Below are 16,588 nucleotides of genomic sequence, written 5' to 3' on the forward strand. Positions count from 1 at the left end.
TTGTTCCGCCAGGGCCGGACCAGGACTGGCGCCCAGGACACGCCGGCCGCGGCGCCCCGCCTCGTCGCGCTACCAGGCAGGACCTCTGTACGACTCGCCACGCCCGCGCATGCCACCGATCCGTAGCACCTAATCGACCTTCGTATGCGCTTACTCTATGGCGTCATGTGGAGACGTAGAGTAGAAGGCACGCGTGGCCCGTTGTGGACGGCGGCCGTCGGGCGCCGCGTGTCGCGCCTCGTGTCGCGCCTCGAGCTACGCCAGCGGGTCGGTCTCCAGATCACCTTCGACAGCCTCGCGCTGGTCGCGGGACTCGCCGCCGCGCAGACCGGACGGTTCAACTTCGACGTCGGCACGCTGCACGATCCCGGGTTCTGGGTGATCGTGCTGCTGGCCGTCTGCCTGCTGCACTTCCTCGGCACCGCGCTGCATCTCTATCTCGGCCGATACAGGTTCGGCGGGTTCGAGGAGGTGCTGAGCATCCTCACTTCGGTGACTTTGACCGTGATCGGTATCGAGATCGCGGTGTTCGCGTTCGGGCCACCCAGGCCGCTGCCACTGTCGGTACCGCCGCTCGGCGGCACGGTCACTCTCTCGATCATGTTCGGCGTGCGCTATCTCTACCGGCTGACCGAGGAGCGGCTGCTGCGCCCCGCTCCCGAGGGCGCGCAGGCGCTGATCGTCTTCGGCGCGGGTGAGGGCGCCGAGCAGGTGCTGGCCGCGATGCTGCGTACTCCCGACAGCCCCTACTACCCGGTGGCACTGCTTGACGACGACCCACGCTGCTGGAACCTGCAGCTGCACGGAGTGCGCGTGCGCGGCGGCCGGGACCAGGTCGAGGCCGTCGCGAGGGCGACCGGCGCCGAGACGCTGCTCGTGGCGATCCCCAGCGCGGATGCCGCGCTGCTGCGGGAGATCACCGTGCTCGCGGAGGAGGCCGGGCTCGCGGTCAAGGTGCTCCCGCGGGTCGCCGACCTGCTCGGCGGCAACGTCGGCGTCGGCGACATCCGTGAGATCGACATCGCCGACCTGCTGGGGCGCCGCCAGATCCGCACCGACATCGCCGTCGCCGMCAGCTACCTGACCGGCCGGCGGGTGCTGGTCACCGGCGCCGGCGGGTCGATCGGCTCGGAACTGTGCCGCCAGCTGCACACCTACCGGCCGGCGGAGCTGATCATGCTGGACCGGGACGAGTCGGCGCTGCGCGCCGTCCAGCTCTCGATCTACGGCCACACCGGCCTGGACGACGACTGCGTCGTGCTCGGCGACATCCGCGACGTCGACATGATCACCACGCTGTTCACCGAGCGGCGCCCAGAGGTCGTCTTCCACGCGGCGGCGCTCAAGCACCTGCCGCTGCTGGAGCGCTACCCCGGCGAGTCGGTGAAGACCAACGTCTGGGGCACGCTGTCGATCCTGGAGGCGGCGGTCGCCAGCGGGGTCGAGCGGCTAGTCAACATCTCCACCGACAAGGCGGCCGACCCGAGCAGCGTGCTCGGCTATTCGAAACGGATCACCGAGCGGCTCACCGCGCACGTCGCCGCCGAGCGCGGCGTTCCCTACGTGAGCGTGCGGTTCGGCAACGTCCTGGGCAGCAACGGCTCGGTGCTGACCATCTTCGCCAGCCAGCTGGCCGCCGGCGGCCCGCTCACCGTCACCGACCCCGACGTCACCAGATACTTCATGACCGTGCAGGAGGCCGTTGAGCTGGTCCTGCAGGCGGGCGCGCTCGGCTCCAGCGGCGACGTGCTGGTGCTCGACATGGGCGAGCCGGTGCGGATCGACGACGTGGCGCGCCGGCTCGCCGCCCGCGCCGAGTCCAAGCCAGGCAGCCCGAAGATCGACATCATCTACACCGGGCTCGGCGTCGGCGAGAAGCTGCACGAGGCGCTGTTCGGCATCAGCGAGACCGACGACCGCCCGCGCCATCCGCTGATCTCCGAGGTCCGCGTGCCGCCGCTGGACCCGGGCCTCGCCGTCGAGCTGGACCCGTGGGCCGACGACGAGAAGGTCCGCGACGCGCTGCGGGAGCTCGGCCGCGACGGGGATCTCGCCGCCGTCACCGCCGGCCTCACCCGCATCCCCCACCAGCCGACCAGCCCCGACTCGGCCACTCCGCGCCGCCAAGGCTGACCCGCGGCCAGACGTCGGTCGCCCGACGGCCGGTGGGCGACCGACGACCGGCGGGCAACCGGACGGGCGGTGGGCAACCGGACGGGCGGTGGGCAACCGGACGGCCGGTGGGCAACCGGACGGGCGGCCGACGGGCGGGGCCGGCTCGGAGGGCTTCGAGGTTCAGGCTCGGCCGCGGACGGCCGGGGGGCCCTGGGGGGTGGCGCGATGGCCGCCGCGGGCGGCGTACCAGGCCACGGTGGCGTCCAGCGCGGTCGCGAGGTCGACGCTGGTCGCGTGCGGGAACAGCGCTCTGACGGTCGCCACGTCGGCCTGGAGGTCGCGGACGTCGCCGGCGCGCGCCGGTCCGAAGGCGACGGGCAGCGTGTAGCCGACGATCTCCTCCAGGTGAGCGACCATGGTGAGCAGGTCCACCCGGTTGCCGAACGCGAGGTTCACCGGCCGCGGGTGGGCGAGCCGGCGGGTGGTCGCGTCGGCGAGCATCGCCGCGATCGGCTCGACGTAGCCGATGTCGCGGGTCTGGCGCCCGTCGCCGAACACGGTCAGCGGACGGCCCGACAGCGCCGCGTCGATGAAGGACGGGATGACCGCGGAGTACGCGTGCCCGACCGACTGGAACGGTCCGAAGACGGTGAACAGGCGCGCCACCAGCACCGGCAGCCCGAAACTCGCCTGGTAACCGAGCGCGTAGGCCTCGGCGGCGAGCTTGCTCGCCGCGTACGGGCTGCGCGGGGCGACGGCTCCGTCCTCCCGGCAGGGCAACGGCCCGGCGTCACCGTAGACGGAGCCCGAGGAGGTGACGATGACGTGCGCCTCCGCCCGCTGGGCGACGTCGAGCACGGTGAGTGTGCCGGTGACGTTCACGTCGTGGCTGGCCAGCGGGTCGAGCAGCGAGCGCTCGACGGAAGGCCTCGCGGCCAGGTGGACGATGCTGTCCGCGCCGGCGGCCGCCTCCTCGAGCATGGCCCGGTCGGTGACGCTGCCGACGACGAGCTTCACCGGCAGCCCGGAGAGGTTGGACACCGCTCCGGTGCTCAGGTCGTCGACGACGATCACGTCGCAGCCGGCCGAGAGCAGCGCCCTGGTCAGATGCGATCCGAGAAACCCGGCTCCGCCGGTCACCACGACCTTCATCGTATCATCACCCTTCGGAGTCGAGCAGATGCCATCAGTAGTATGCTTGCCAACCTCCCGATCAACGGTCACCATTGAGAGTTGACACGGAACAACTAGCGATGTCTCCTTGGTTGGAGCACGCGCCAGCCCGACACCGGGCATCAACAGGGCGGTCCGCCCACCCGGGCGGCCAGTTCCGCGCCCACGAAGCCCGGACGAGCGCGGCGCCTCGTTGAACTCGCTAGCGAGGCGCTCTACGGTCACCTTGTGCCAACAAGCCGCCACCGTCGGCAACTAGTCATCGTGGGGACTGGCGGTTACGGCCGCGAGCTCCTCGACGTGGTCGAAGCCGTCAACGCCACCTCTCCCGACCAGCCCGCCTACCAGCTCCTGGGTTTTCTGACCGAGGAGCCGCGCGGTCGCGGTCCGGGCGGCGGCGCCGCTCCGACCGGCGAACGTCCCGCCGGCCCACCGGCAACCACCGGCCCCCGCGCCGTCGGCCCCCGCGCCGTCGACGCGCGCGCCGCCGGCCCGCACACCGCTGGCCCGCACACCGCCGGCCCGTTCGCCGGCCTCAAGGCGTCGGTCTCGCTCGACGATCGACTGGCACCCGGCGAGCAACTCCCGACCGCGGACCGCGGGGGCGGCCGGCGGCGGCCAACGGACGAGGACCTGCTGGCCCGGCGCGGCGCGCGCCTGCTCGGCGGCCTGGACCTGCTCGCGGATCTCGACGCCGACTACCTCATCGGCGTCGCCTCTCCGGGGGCGCGCGCCCGGATCGACCGCTACGCGAGCGCCCTGGGCCGCCGGCCCGCGACGCTGGTGCATCCGCGGGCCGCCGTCGGCGGCGATGTGAAGCTCGGTCCTGGCACGGTGGTCTGCGCGCTCGCCAGCATCACGACGAACGTCGCGACCGGCCGGCACGTGCTCCTCGACGTCGCCTCGAGCGTCGCGCACGACTGCCGGCTGCGTGACTACGCGACGCTCGCCCCTGGGGCCCGCGTCTCCGGCGAGGTCGAGATCGGCGCCCAGGCGTGGATCGGCAGCCAGGCGACTGTCGTGCGGATGCGCCGCGTCGGAGCCGGCGCGGTCGTCGGCGCCGGGGCCGTCGTCGTCGACGACGTCCTGCCCGACCTCGTCGTCGCGGGCGTGCCCGCCCGGCCGATCGCCGCCACCGGGCCGGCCGCGCTCGGCGCCGGCTGCACCGAGGCCGCGGACGCCGCCGCCCTCGCGGGCCTGCCGCCGGATCACCTGCGTACCCCGACCTGGCCGCCACCTCGGCGTCTGCCGGCCGATGAGCACCGCACGGGCCTCACCGAGCAGGTCGAGATCGCCTAAATCGGCAGGGAACGGTCAGATCTGCACACGGGCACACGGGATCGCACGGGCGGAGCAATCCGGGCGCCGCGCGCGAGCGGACGACTAGCATCGAACGGGTGGATCGCTGGTACGAGCTCGATGGTTGCGACAATGTCCGTGATCTGGGTGGGCTGCCCACCGTCGATGGCGGCCAGACCCGCTACGGCGTCCTGCTGCGCAGCGACACCCTTCAGCACCTGACCGCCGCCGGCGTCGCCCGGCTGCGCGACGAGTTCGGCCTGGGCACGGTCCTCGACCTGCGCGCCGTCGAGGAGGCGGCGCGCGAGGGCCGCGGGCTGCTCGAGTTCGAGCCGGTCAGGTACCACAATCTGTCGTTTCTCACCACGCGCTGGGTCATGCCGGACGACCCCACCTACGACGCGCTCGTGCGCACCCGCACCAGCGACGACCGGGTCTCGCACTACCTCGACTATGTTCGCCTGGCCGGCGACGCGGTCGCGACCGCGGTCCGCCTGGTCTGCGACGCGACCAGCGGCCCGACGTTGTTCCACTGCGCCGCGGGCAAGGACCGCACCGGCGTGCTCGCCGCCCTTGTGCTGACCATCGCCGGCGTCGAACGTGACGCGATCATCGCCGACTATGTCGCCACCAACGAACGCATTCACCTGATCGAGACCCGGCTCTCCCAGCTGCCGTCCTACAAACGCGGTATCCAGACGAGGTCGGAGGCCGACCAGCTCCGCGTCCGCGCCGACGTGATGGCCGGCTTCCTCGACGGCGTCGACGCCGACTGGGGCAGCGCCGAGGCCTGGGCGCTGCAGGCCGGCATCCCCGAGAAGTCGGTCGCCTCCCTGCGCCAGCGCCTGGTGACCGCCGACGCCTCCTGATCGCCCCGACTGATCGCCCCCGACACGCGCGGAACGCGGGTTACCGGCCGCGGATCTTGTCGATCTGCGGGACCTCTTCGGGGTCCGGGCCGTCCACGGCGAAGAACGCCTTCAGGCAGTCGACGGCGACGTCCGGCGCGGTTCTCTTCAGGCTCATCGTGAGCACGTTGGCGTCGTTCCAGAGGCGGGCGTTCCTGGCGATCCAGGGCTCCCACGCCAGCGCGGCGCGGACCCCGGGGACCTTGTTCGCCGAGATCGCGGTGCCCGTGCCCGTCCAGCACATGAGGACGCCGAAGCGGTACTCACCGTCAGCGACGCCTCTGGCGACGGCCTCAGAGAGCTCCGGCCAGCTCGTCAGATCGACGATCCTCGTCTCGAAGTTCGCCTCGAGATAGGCCGCCACGGTCGTCACGCACTCGTTGGTGTCATCCGCGCCGAAAATTACCTTGATCTTCTCGGCAGTCACCAGTTCTGCCGCACCTTTCCACTACCCGGCCTACCAACCCGGCGACGTGAAGTCGCCCGGCGAAAACAGCGCCGACCAGCGGCGTCGACGCCCGTTTCGTAGCGCAATGTTACACCCGCCTACCACTCTGTATCTCGTCACCTTTGCCTGGCGACGCGGGAGCGCCATCGAACGACTTCAGTCCGGCTGGGCACCCTGAATACCGAGAAGCGACGGCAGAGCGGCGGCGAGGGCGCGGAAAGCCTGGCCACGATGGCTGATCGCGTCCTTCTCGTCGGCGGTGAGCTCGGCGCTGGTCCGGGTCTCACCATCGGGAATGAACAGCGGGTCGTAGCCAAAGCCGTTCTCACCGCGCCCGGCGGTGAGCAGCCGGCCCCGCAGCTCGCCGTGGACGACGTGCTCGCGGCCGTCGGGACTCACGAACGCCGCGGCACAGACGAACGCCGCGCCGCGGCGTTCCTCAGGGACATCGTCGAGCTGGGCGAGCAGCAGCGCGTTGTTCGCCTCGTCGCGCGCGAGCCGGCCCGCGCCGGGCGGGCTGCCCGCCCAGCGGGCGGAGCGGACGCCGGGCATGCCGTTCAGCTCGTCGACGGCGAGCCCCGAGTCGTCGGCGACGGCCGGCAGGCCCGTCATCGCCACGGCGTCCCTGGCCTTGATCAGCGCGTTCTCGGCGAACGTCCGGCCGGTCTCCGGGACCTCCGGCCCCGGCGGCAGCGGTACCAGCTCGACGGGCGCCTCGCTCGCGGCGAGGATCCGGCCCAGCTCCGCGAGCTTCGCGTCGTTGCGGCTGGCGAGCACGACTCGTGCGGGCACGCCCTGGACGGCGGCACTCACCGGCCGCCTCCGGCGCTCGCGGAACGCGGCGGCGGGCCGGCGGGGAGCGGGCCGGCGAGCGCCTCGTTCTGTCGCTTCGCGAGCTGCGTACAGCCGGCGACGGCGAGGTCGAGCAGGGCGTCGAGCGCGGCACGGTCGAAGACGGCGCCCTCGGCGGTGCCCTGGACCTCGACGAACGCGCCGCCGTGGGTGCAGACGACGTTCATGTCCGTGTCGGCGGCCGAGTCCTCGACATAGGCCAGGTCAAGCATGGGAAGACCACCGACGACGCCGACGCTGATCGCGCTCACCCCGTCGATGATCGCCTTCGATCGCCCGAGCCAGCCGCAGGCGTCGACGAGCGCGACGTAGGCACCCGTGATCGCGGCGGTGCGGGTGCCACCGTCGGCGAGCAGCACGTCGCAGTCGATCGCGATCGTGTTCTCACCCAGCTGCTTGAGGTCGATGCAGGCGCGCAGACTACGACCGATGAGGCGCGAGATCTCGTGGGTACGCCCGCCGATCTTGCCGCGGACCGACTCGCGGTCGTTGCGGGTGTTCGTCGCCCGCGGCAGCATCGAGTACTCGGCCGTCACCCAGCCCAGACCGCTGCCCTTGCGCCAGCGCGGCACCCCCTCGGTCACCGAGGCGGCGCACAGCACCCGCGTCCTGCCCGCCGAGATCAGCGCGGATCCCTCCGCGTGCTCCTGCCAACCGCGAAGAATGGTGACGTCCCGGAGCTGGTCGGCGGCTCTGCCGTCATGTCTGGTCACGTCCCGGACCTTATCCAGACCTTCCCCCCGGACAGGCCAGCCGGGCACCCGGCGCACCCGGTGGTCGGCGGGCCCGGCGGTCGGCGGGCCGCCGTCAGATCTCGTACGAGGCGCCCGGGGCGGCCACGGTGGTCCTGCCGCTGTAGGCGGCGGTGGCCTCCGCCTCGCTGCGGGCGGCGTCGCCCCAGGGAACCAGGTGGGTGACGACCAGCTGGCCGACGCCGGCGGCCTCGGCGTGCAGGCCGGCCTCACGGCCGGTCAGATGCAGGTCGGGCGGGTTGTCCTCATGGTCGAGGAAGGCGGCCTCGCACAGGAACAGATCGCTGTCCTTGGCGAGGCGGACCAGCTTCTCGCACGGGCCGGTGTCGCCGGAGTAGGTCAGCACCTTGTCGTCCGCGCTGATCCGCACGCCGTAGGCCTCCACGGGGTGGGCGACGCGGGCCAGATCGACGAGGAACGGTCCGATGTGCACCCGGCCCGGGCCGATCGTCTGGAAGTCGTAGATGTCGGCCAGGGAGTCCTCGGGCCAGCGCTCGAAGGCGCCACACAGCCGCTCCCGGGTGTTGATCGGTCCATAGACCGGCAGCTTGGGCGGCATGCCCTGCGGGTGGTAGCGGCGCGCGTAGCTCTGCACCACGAGGTCCAGGCAGTGATCGCCGTGCAGGTGGCTGAGCAGGACGGCGTCGACGTCGCGCAGGTCACAGTGCCGCTGGAGCTCTCCGAGCGACCCGTTGCCCGCGTCGAGCACCAGGCGGAACCCRTCGGACTCGACAAGGTAGGACGAGCATGCGGACGTCGGGCCCGGATAGGTACCAGAGCAGCCGAGGATCGTCAGTTTCACTGGCGCACCGCCTCCGCCGTCGCCAGGATCGCCGTCGTCATGTCGCCGCTCCCGTCCGGTTCCTCTGTGCTCCTGGCCATGCTCAGGGGCGAAGGGGTCCGCGCGCCACCGGTGCTGGCACCGCTGGCGCGCGGAGCCGGAATACCAGCGACGGACACGATCTGAGGGTTACCAGCCGGATACGCAGGCAGGACGGCGGCGAGCCCGGAGCCGAAGAATCGGCGGCCGACCCGGTTGAGAGAATCCGGGTCGCCAACGGCGAGGAGCCGATCGACGGGTGGGGGCAGATCAGGATCGCCGAACAGCCCGCCCCGGGCCAGAACCCGGTAGGTGTCCTTCGCGGTCTCGTCAACGCTGCTCACCAGCGTGACCCCTTCCCCCATCACGAGGTCGATAACCCCGGCCAGCAACGGATAATGGGTACATCCGAGGATTAGGGCATCTACGTCGGCCTCTTGCAACGGCGCCAGGTATGCCTCGGAGAAGCCGAACAACCGGCGGCCGGTCGTCGCACCGCTCTCGGCGAAGTCGACGTGCGCCGGGCACGYCACCCTCGTGAGCGTCACGTTCGCCKCCGCCGCCGCCGACGGCGTCGCCGCCATGGCCACGTCGTCCGTGTCGGCGTCAGCGCCACCGCCGAAGGTGCGGGTGGCGACGGGCGCGACGGCGCCGGTCGTCCGAATGCGCCCGACACGACTCGCCGAGACCGCGCGGCTAGCGGCCGGTGGGACGACCCTCACCGCCATCAAACCGCTTACGCCGCTGTCGAATACCCCAATCGGCGCGTCGCTCATGAAGGCAAAGACTAAGCCGGAAAACCGTGGATCACTCTGTGGGTGTCATCACCCGAGCATTGACCGACCGTGGATCTCTGGGCGGGACGTCCGGAAGTGTCCCGATCTTGCCCGCTATGAACCGCCCGTGATGGTGCGCACGTCGCATACCAGACCCACTCCGCCGACCTGTCCCGCCAGGGCCGCCCCGCCAAGGCTGTTCCGCCAAGGCCGTTCCATCAAGGCCGCCGAGCCGGTTCGAGCCCCCAGGTCCGCGGGTCCCCGGGTCCGCCAGCTTGATCACAGTTCACCGCGGTGTCGGGGGGCAGGTCGCCATGTGCGGCACRCCACGGGGCCTCAGGCCCGTTCGGGCGGCGTCCCGCGGCCGCGCCCGCGCCCCGTGGGCAAGAACAGCACGGATGGGCGCTTCAGTGACGATATGACGACCAAACAGTGTGTCGTCCGGCAACGACCGACCTCAGGGTGTAACCTGGAAACAACCTGTAATCGATCAGTGACTATCAGCTATCGAGCAGGTAGGTTGAGGACGCGGCTGAGGTGTCCGGGCCGATCCATCCGTCCCCGGACCGTGGCACCCCAGTCGCATCCTTCATCCTGGTTCATCCCAGCCCGGCCCTCTTCGGTGCCTTTCACCCGATGACGTGACGCTGGCGCTGACGCTGGCGCTGGCGCTGGCGCTCACGTGATGCCTGCGCCAGTGTCAGTGCCGGCACAGGGCCGGCACTGACACTCAGGCGTCGCGAGGCCGTCGGCCATGCGACGCGAGACCATGCGACGCGAGGCCAATCCGCTGGCGCTCGCCCGTGACGGGAACGCTTCCGCCGCCCAAATGGGCTACATGAACACGTTGTAGAGGCGATTCAGCGATTTCGACGGGCCGCAGCCGGTGGGCCCGCGCCTGGTGCCGTCCCGGCGACGCTCACCCGCCCTCGGCGCGGAAGATCGCCAGAACTGTACCCGGATCCGAACTCCGCTGGCTGACTCGGATCCGCGTACACAACCGCCGATCAGGCTCATGGCTCGGCGACGCCACCGGGTCAGCCTTGGCTGGCGCGGCTGGCGCGGCCCCAGCCGTCGGCGTTCGGCCTTCGGCGATCGCCGAAGGCCGATCAGTTGGCCGAGATCAGCCCCGCGGGTGTCTCGCCGACGTCCGTGGCGACGTTCGGGGTGCGCGTACGTCCGACGCGCGCGCCGGTGGTCAGCCAGGCGCCGTAGACCTGCTCAGCGAGCAGCCACGCGTGCCCCGGCCTGGCCCGCCCAGCGGGGGGCGCCGCCACCGCGACGACGTCCACGTCGGGCCGGCGGCCAGCCAGGCCGACGCCGTGGACCGACGCGGCGACGAACACCGCGGGATCGAACCGCGCATCGCCGCTGACCACCCAGCGGCTGGCATACGGCGCGAAGCGCTCGGCAACCCGGACGTGCCGGGTCTGCGCCATCCCAAGGGCGGCCACGACCACCGCGTCCAGGGTCAGGGGAGGCTCGACGAGCCGGCCGACCCCGTCCGCCGAGCACGCGACCACGCCATCCGGCAGCAGGCTGGCCTCGACCAGCAGGTCCGGGTCCTCGACGAGTACGCCCGGGGGCATCCCAGCGAGTCGGCGCAGCAGGCGCGGGTAGCTCAGGGCGCCCAGCCCGAACCGGACGCGTCGTTCGTGCTCGACGGCATCCAGGCGGAACACCGCGTCCACGGCCCGGCCATCGAGCTCGGCCCTGACCACCCAGCGCCCCGGGAAAAGGATGTCAATCAGCTCGCCGTCGACAAGCCCGCCAGCTCGCCTCACCGGATGCCTCCCCCTCTGGGGTCCGCCGCGGCAGGAAACGCCGGAAGTGGGTGAGCGTGTCACGCCTCCGGTACCGTCAACCCGCCGGACCACGGGCATCCCCGGATCGCCGACCCGCCAGACCGTCGACCCGCCAGATCACCGACCTTCCAGATCGCTTCGCGAGCTGGCAGGAACCCTGTCGCCGATCCCGCTGGAACCTTGTCGTTGATCCGGAGAACCCTGTCGCCGATCGGCAGGACCCTGCCACCGGTCCGGCAGGAACCACGGTTGATGCCTGCCACCGTTCGCCGTGCCGGCGGTCGCCGGCGCGGTGTTGCCAGTCATGCGGTCCTACGACGTCCCGCCGGGCGGGCGCTCCAATCCCTTCTCATGTCATCTGACGCGCACGTTGCCAGTCACGTTGTACGTTGCAGCGTGTCGCGTCACGGTGGGACTACTGCGAAGCCACCGATCTCGCTCTCCGCGTGGACGGAAACACCCACTGCGACCGATTCGCCCGCCATCGAGCGGCCGAGACCGCCACGCGCCGCCGGGACTACCGGACCCGCCCGCCGGCCTCCCACCGATCGATACGCTAGAGCCGCGCGGGAGTGGCGGAATGGCAGACGCAGCAGACTTAGGATCTGCCGCCCTAGGGCGTGGGGGTTCAAGTCCCCCCTCCCGCACCAGGCCTACCACCAGGCGTTTTGCCAGAGTCGTCAGCCGCGTCGAGGCTCAGCGAAGATCCACGGACGCGAGGATCGGCTACCCGCCAAAGTCGCCGCGCCGTTTCGTCAGCTCGATCGTGACTCGCTGGCCCGGCCCGGTGGAGCTGCCGACCTCGCCGGCCAGCGCGCTCAGCACGGTCCAGGCGAAGGTGTCCTTCGACGGCGGCTCGCCGTCGAGGCTGTCGACCGAGACGGTCACCCGCATGAGGCCTGGCGACAGCGTGAAGAGGCACTCCAGCGCCGATCCCGGGATCGCGGAGACCAGCAGCAGGGCGGAGGCCTCGTCCACGGCGATCCGCAGGTCTTCGATGTCGTCAAGGGTGAAGTCCGCCCGTGCGGCCAAAGAAGCTGTCGCGGTGCGCAGGACGACCAGGTAAGCGCCGGCAGCAGGGATGGCGAGCTGCACGACGTCGCGCAGGCCGCCACTGTGGACATCGCCGGAGTCGCCCGTGCCATCGGCCGAAGGCATCAGATCCACGTTCTACTCCCAGTGCTGGGTCGTTCCGGCCCCGAGACTCGTCGCCGGCGTCAAGTTCGAATTGTCCGCCGCCTGTCTATCGCGACGCCGGACGCGCCGACCGGAGGCGTGCCTCCGGATCTCGGAACCTCCGGACCCAGTGACGCGGCGGGTGTCCGAGCTCGCTCGGATGGTCGGCGTCGAGGCACCCGTCAAGGGCAGGCTTGCCAGATGGCACGCTTCGCGGGTGGGCGGACAGACCGGAGAGCACAGACCGGCGCTTGAAGTGCGGTCGCCGGTGACCGAGCTGTCTGATGACCGGCTGGGCGCAGTGCGGCTGCTGCTCAAGCGGGACGACCTGATCCACCCCGACTTCCCAGGTAACAAGTGGCGGAAGTTGGCTGGCAACCTGGCCGCGGCCGCCGAGCAGGGTGCGGAGACGCTGTTGACGTTCGGCGGGGCGTACTCGAACCACATCGCCGCGACCGCGGCGGCCGGCTGGCACTTCGGCTTCCGAACGATCGGCGTGATTCGTGGGGAAGAGCACCTGCCGCTCAACCCTGTCCTCGCCCGCGCGACCCAGCAGCGTGGGATGCAGCTGACCTATCTCGACCGGACTCGCTATCGCGCCAAGCGAGACCCGGCCCTTCTGGCCGAGCTGGCTGCCCGGTTCGGCCCGTTCTACCTGCTCCCCGAAGGCGGCGGCAACGAACTCGCCGTCCATGGCTGCGCCGAGCTGGCGGCCGAGCTTGTCGGCCAGGTCCCCGACGTCGACGTGGTGGTGTGCCCGGTCGGGACAGGCGGCACGCTCGCTGGCCTCGCCGGCGGCCTCGGCCCAGATCGGCGGGCGATCGGGGTCTCAGTGCTCAAAGGCGGCGGCTTCCTCGCAGAGGAGGTCGCATCCCTCCAGCGCGCGGCATTCGGCCACGAAACGACAAACTGGCGCGTGGTCGAGGAGTTCCACTTCGGCGGCTACGCCCGTCGCACGCCGGCGCTGAACGCTTTCATCGACGACTTCGCCAAGCGACACGGCCTAGTTCTGGACTGGGTGTACGTCGCAAAGATGATGTGCGGACTCTTCGCTATGGTCCAGGATGGGCGGATCCCTGCAGGTTCGACGGTCGTCGCGGTCATCACCGGCCGATGCGCGGACGCGGTCAGACCTTAAGGTGATACTCGCGGGCGGTCTGCGCGGACACCGACCTGTCGACTCACGGCAGTGTCCAGTCCAGTCTCCTCTGTTGACCTTGAGGCCAACTGGACCATCCGATCGAGGCTATCCGCGCCGCGCCGCATCTGCMGTACCAGTGCCAGCCCCGCAGAGGTTCGCCCTCACTCGGCCCCGAACATGATCGGCGTTTCTGCCCTCTCCTGGCTGGCCGGTCGGATCCGTTCTCTTCGCGCTGGTGTCCGATCAGAGGCGCAGTGGTCTTGGGCCGGCCGCCAGGCTTGGGAGTGGTGCCGGGTAGTCGAGGGCGCGGCGCTCGCCGGCTGGCAGCCGCCAGGGTTGGTGGATCTCGGGCGTCTTGAGGTGGGCGAGTTCGGGGACGTGGCGGCGGACGTAGGTGCCGTCGGGGTCGTAGCGCTCGGCCTGGCGCAGCGGGTTCAGGACGCGGCCGGGCCGGGTGTCGGTGCCGGTGCCGGCGACCCACTGCCAGTTGAGGTTGTTGTTGGCGAGGTCTCCGTCGACCAGGTGCTCGAGGTAGTGCGCCGCGCCGGCGCGCCAGTCGAGGCCGAGGGTCTTCGTGAGGAGGCTCGCGGTGATCAGCCGGGTGCGGTTCGGGAGCCAGCCGTCGGTGAGCAGCTGGCGCATGCCGGCGTCGACGATCGGGATGCCGGTGTGGCCGGTGCGCCAGGCCTCCAGCGCCTCCGGGTCGTCGCGCCAGTCGCGCGCTCCGCTCCGGTCAGGCCGGTAGTCGTCGTGGGCGGCGTCGGGGCGCGCGGCCAGGAGCTGGTAGTAGAAGTCCCGCCAGGCCAGCTGCCGGACGAACGCCCGGGCCCCGTCACTCCGCCCCGCCTGGGTCGCCAGCTCGCGCACGGACAGGCATCCCAGGTGCAGGTACGGCGACAGCCGTGACGTGCCGTCCTCCTCGGCGAGCAGGTCGCGGCGGTCGTCGTAGCCCTCGACGTCCTGACGCAGCCACAGCTCGGCGCGTTGCCGGCCCTCAGCCTCGCCACCGGCGAACCCGCCGCTTTTGCCCGTCCCCCTGTCGGCGTTGGCGGACGCCAGGCGTCCCGGATCGACCTTCGGCAGCCGGATCCGCTCGGGCGGCGGAACCAGCCGTCGCCACGACGTGTCCTCCCACCGCCGGTGGTACGGGCTGAACACCGCGAAATGGTCGCGGTCGGCCGGTGTGACCCGGCCCGGGGCGACCACGACATGCACCTCGTCATGGCAGCGCAGCTCGCGGCCGCGCTCGGCGAGCGCCGTGCGCAGGGCGGTCTGGCGGCGCTGGGCGTACGCGGAGGCATCGGCGGCGATGTGGACCCGGGCGGCGCCGACCTCGTCGGCGAGCCGGCACACCTGCTCGACCGGGTCGCCCTCGCGGACCACGAGACGTCCCCCGAGCCCTCGCAGGGAGTGGTCGAGATCGGCGAGGCTCTCGGTGAGGAACCGCTCGCGGTTACCGGAGCCGAACAAGGTCCGGCGCGTTCCGGTGTCACGCACGAACAGGGGCACCACGGACTCGGCCTGGTGGGCGGCGGCGGCGAGCATCGGGTTGTCGTGCACCCGGAGGTCACGGGTGAAGACCGCCAGCGTGGTCACCATGATCGCCCCGCTGGTGTCGATGGCTGCCCGGCAGACGCTGATGACTGCCCCGCCGGTACTGAGGACTGCCCGGTCGGTGCCGATGACTGCCCCGCCGGTACCGACGGTTGACCCGTCGGCGGCGATGACTGCCCGGCTGGCACCGGCGGCTGCCCGACCGGCGGCGGACGCTCCGCCAGGTCGGTGATGCCACGCGCCATCCGGCCCAGGGCGGCGCTGTGGAGCGGCGCGAGCGACTTCCAGCACAGGTGGCCCACGAGGCCGTGGGGCTCGAAGGTCACACGCTGCCGGTAGATGGAACCCGGAGCGCCCCGGGCACCCGGGGCACCCGGGGCACCCGGGGCACCCGGGGCACCCGGGGCACCCGGGGCGACGGAAAGCTCAAGCCAGGCATGGCCGGGCAGGCGAAACCGCGGCCGTAGTCGCAGCCGACCCGGCCGTTCGACGCCATCCAGCCGTTCGACCTCGTCCACGCGCCACCAGCCGTGCTCACCGCTCACGGACTCGATGGCCCGCCACAGCTGCCCGGCGTCGGCGGTGGTGGGCAGCTCACGGACGTCCTGGTAGACGGTGCCGCCGGACCAGGCCGGGTCGGTGGGCAGCGGTTCCGAGGGCGACCGGGCCGGCCCCGCGGGCCCGGCGGGCCCGGCGGAGGTCGTAGAGGTCGCGGAGGTCGCGGAGGTCGCGGACGTCGCGGCCCGCGACCAGCTGGGGGGCACGGCCGCCTCCCGGGTCCTGGCGAGGGCGAGGGCGACGGCCTGGTCGTAGTCGGTGAGGCCGCGCGCGGGATCGGGGACGTAGGCGGCGAGGTCGCGGTCGCGGCAGCGGACCTCGTTGATGAGCGACGCCACCAGCGGGACGGCGATGCTGTGGGGCACCGGCGTCACGAGGTTGACCCACTGGGCGGACAGCCACGGGGTGAGCAGCGGCACCGGGATCACGACCCGACGGGGCAGGCCCGCGACCGCGGCGTACCGCTTCATCATCTCCCAGTACGTCAGGACTTCGGGACCGCCGATGTCGAAGCCACGGCTGACGTGCGCCGGCATGAGGTCGGCGGTGCGGGTGAGGTAGTACAGCACATCCTGGATGGCGATCGGCTGAACGCGAGTGTGCACCCAGCGTGGCGTGACCATAACCGGCAGCCGCTCGGTGAGGTAGCGAAGCATCTCGAAGCTCGCCGACCCCGAGCCGATGATGACGGCGGCCCGCAGCACCACCGTCGGCACCCCGGAGTCGACCAGGATCCGTCCGACCTCCTCACGGGAGGCGAGGTGCGGGGACAGCTGCTCCCCAACCGGGCTGATTCCGCCCAGATAGATGATCCGCCGCACGCCGGCTCGTCGGGCGGCGGCCGCGACCGTACGGGCGCCGGCGCGGTCGCGGTCGACGAAGTCGCGTTCGTGCAGGGAGTGCACCAGGTAGTAGAGGACATCCTGCCCGGCGAGGGCCGCGGCGATCTGGTCCGGGTCGGTCACGTCCGCGGCGACGGGCTCGACCCGGCGATGCCACGGCGCGTCGGCCAGTCTGGCGGGGGTACGCGCACCCGCTCGCACCGTGTGCCCCCGGTCGAGCAGCTCGGGGACGAGCCGGCTGCCGACATAGCCAGTCGCGCCGACCACCACGCATCTCATGCTCTGGCGCTTCCCGCTCTCAGCCCCTTCAACTCTCCTCGCGACGGTTCGTTCACGCTTCGTCACGTGGGCTGTAAGTAGGCGAGCCCG

Annotated in this window: 13 protein-coding genes, 1 tRNA gene and 1 pseudogene; 5 read left to right on the forward strand and 10 right to left on the reverse strand. The window is 71.5% G+C overall.

What is annotated here, in order from left to right; genetic code table 11:
• Positions 1–165: 165 nt before the first annotated feature.
• Entirely contained in the window at positions 166–2,133 is a 1,968-nt protein-coding gene (locus BL253_RS16270) for a nucleoside-diphosphate sugar epimerase/dehydratase (RefSeq protein ID WP_076817816.1), read from the forward strand.
• A 162-nt stretch (positions 2,134–2,295) separates the two neighbouring features.
• On the opposite strand, the gene BL253_RS16275 is transcribed toward BL253_RS16270, so the two are convergent.
• Positions 2,296–3,267, reverse strand: coding sequence for an NAD-dependent epimerase/dehydratase family protein (locus BL253_RS16275; protein ID WP_076817818.1), 972 nt, complete (start codon positions 3,265–3,267; stop codon positions 2,296–2,298).
• Between the two features lie 285 nt (positions 3,268–3,552).
• On the opposite strand from BL253_RS16275, the gene BL253_RS43780 reads away from it, so the two are divergent.
• The gene (locus BL253_RS43780; RefSeq protein ID WP_241834848.1) at positions 3,553–4,587 is read left to right on the forward strand and encodes an LbetaH domain-containing protein; all 1,035 of its coding nucleotides are present in this window, start codon (positions 3,553–3,555) and stop codon (positions 4,585–4,587) included.
• A gap of 98 nt (positions 4,588–4,685) precedes the next feature.
• Positions 4,686–5,456 carry a tyrosine-protein phosphatase gene (locus BL253_RS16285; RefSeq protein WP_076817820.1) on the forward strand — a complete coding sequence of 257 codons (771 nt, stop codon included), beginning with the start codon at positions 4,686–4,688 and terminating at the stop codon, positions 5,454–5,456.
• Between the two features lie 40 nt (positions 5,457–5,496).
• On the opposite strand, the gene BL253_RS16290 is transcribed toward BL253_RS16285, so the two are convergent.
• From BL253_RS16290 to BL253_RS16315, 6 genes and pseudogenes are all read right to left on the reverse strand, one after another.
• Positions 5,497–5,922 (reverse strand): RpiB/LacA/LacB family sugar-phosphate isomerase, encoded by a 426-nt coding sequence (locus tag BL253_RS16290; protein ID WP_096336019.1) that lies wholly within the window; start codon positions 5,920–5,922, stop codon positions 5,497–5,499.
• Positions 5,923–6,099: 177 nt separating this feature from the next.
• A complete protein-coding gene (rdgB, locus tag BL253_RS16295; protein ID WP_076817821.1) occupies positions 6,100–6,756 on the reverse strand; it encodes an RdgB/HAM1 family non-canonical purine NTP pyrophosphatase in 657 nt (218 codons plus the stop codon).
• On the reverse strand, positions 6,753–7,508 hold the full coding sequence (gene rph, locus BL253_RS16300) for a ribonuclease PH (protein WP_076817822.1): 756 nt from the start codon (positions 7,506–7,508) through the stop codon (positions 6,753–6,755). The genes rdgB and rph overlap by 4 nt, the downstream gene beginning before the upstream one ends.
• A 94-nt stretch (positions 7,509–7,602) precedes the next feature.
• Entirely contained in the window at positions 7,603–8,349 is a 747-nt protein-coding gene (locus BL253_RS16305; protein WP_076817823.1) for an MBL fold metallo-hydrolase, read from the reverse strand.
• Positions 8,346–9,089, reverse strand: a pseudogene (locus BL253_RS16310) (glutamate racemase); the annotation flags it as partial. The gene BL253_RS16305 and the pseudogene BL253_RS16310, both read right to left, overlap by 4 nt.
• A gap of 1,163 nt (positions 9,090–10,252) precedes the next feature.
• The gene (locus BL253_RS16315; RefSeq protein ID WP_076817825.1) at positions 10,253–10,927 is read right to left on the reverse strand and encodes a hypothetical protein; all 675 of its coding nucleotides are present in this window, start codon (positions 10,925–10,927) and stop codon (positions 10,253–10,255) included.
• Positions 10,928–11,514: 587 nt separating this feature from the next.
• Between BL253_RS16315 and BL253_RS16320 the strand changes: the two genes are divergently transcribed.
• A tRNA-Leu gene (locus BL253_RS16320) sits at positions 11,515–11,598 on the forward strand.
• Positions 11,599–11,674: 76 nt separating this feature from the next.
• Here BL253_RS16320 and BL253_RS16325 read toward each other — a convergent pair.
• Complete coding sequence (locus tag BL253_RS16325; protein WP_076817908.1) at positions 11,675–12,106, reverse strand: ATP-binding protein; 432 nt, start codon at positions 12,104–12,106, stop codon at positions 11,675–11,677.
• 286 nt (positions 12,107–12,392) lie between these two features.
• On the opposite strand from BL253_RS16325, the gene BL253_RS16330 reads away from it, so the two are divergent.
• Positions 12,393–13,262 (forward strand): 1-aminocyclopropane-1-carboxylate deaminase/D-cysteine desulfhydrase, encoded by an 870-nt coding sequence (locus tag BL253_RS16330; protein WP_241834849.1) that lies wholly within the window; start codon positions 12,393–12,395, stop codon positions 13,260–13,262.
• A gap of 246 nt (positions 13,263–13,508) precedes the next feature.
• Here the strand turns inward: BL253_RS16330 and BL253_RS16335 are convergent, their stop codons facing one another.
• Both BL253_RS16335 and BL253_RS16340 read right to left on the reverse strand, forming a co-directional pair.
• Positions 13,509–14,864 carry a cryptochrome/photolyase family protein gene (locus tag BL253_RS16335; protein ID WP_076817827.1) on the reverse strand — a complete coding sequence of 452 codons (1,356 nt, stop codon included), beginning with the start codon at positions 14,862–14,864 and terminating at the stop codon, positions 13,509–13,511.
• On the reverse strand, positions 14,858–16,486 hold the full coding sequence (locus tag BL253_RS16340; RefSeq protein ID WP_241834850.1) for an NAD(P)H-binding protein: 1,629 nt from the start codon (positions 16,484–16,486) through the stop codon (positions 14,858–14,860). Before BL253_RS16340 ends, BL253_RS16335 begins: the two co-directional genes overlap by 7 nt.
• Positions 16,487–16,588: the final 102 nt, after the last annotated feature.

The sequence above is a fragment of the Pseudofrankia asymbiotica genome (genome assembly GCF_001983105.1).
GTDB classification, from domain to species: Bacteria; Actinomycetota; Actinomycetes; order Frankiales; family Frankiaceae; genus Pseudofrankia; species Pseudofrankia asymbiotica.

Coding starts and splice junctions, on each gene's coding strand:
- BL253_RS16275 (WP_076817818.1), bottom strand. CDS start 3,267: ATGAAGGTCGTGGTGACCGGCGGAGCCGGGTTTCTCGGATCGCATCTG.
- BL253_RS16325 (WP_076817908.1), bottom strand. CDS start 12,106: ATGCCTTCGGCCGATGGCACGGGCGACTCCGGCGATGTCCACAGTGGC.
- BL253_RS16335 (WP_076817827.1), bottom strand. CDS start 14,864: ATGGTGACCACGCTGGCGGTCTTCACCCGTGACCTCCGGGTGCACGAC.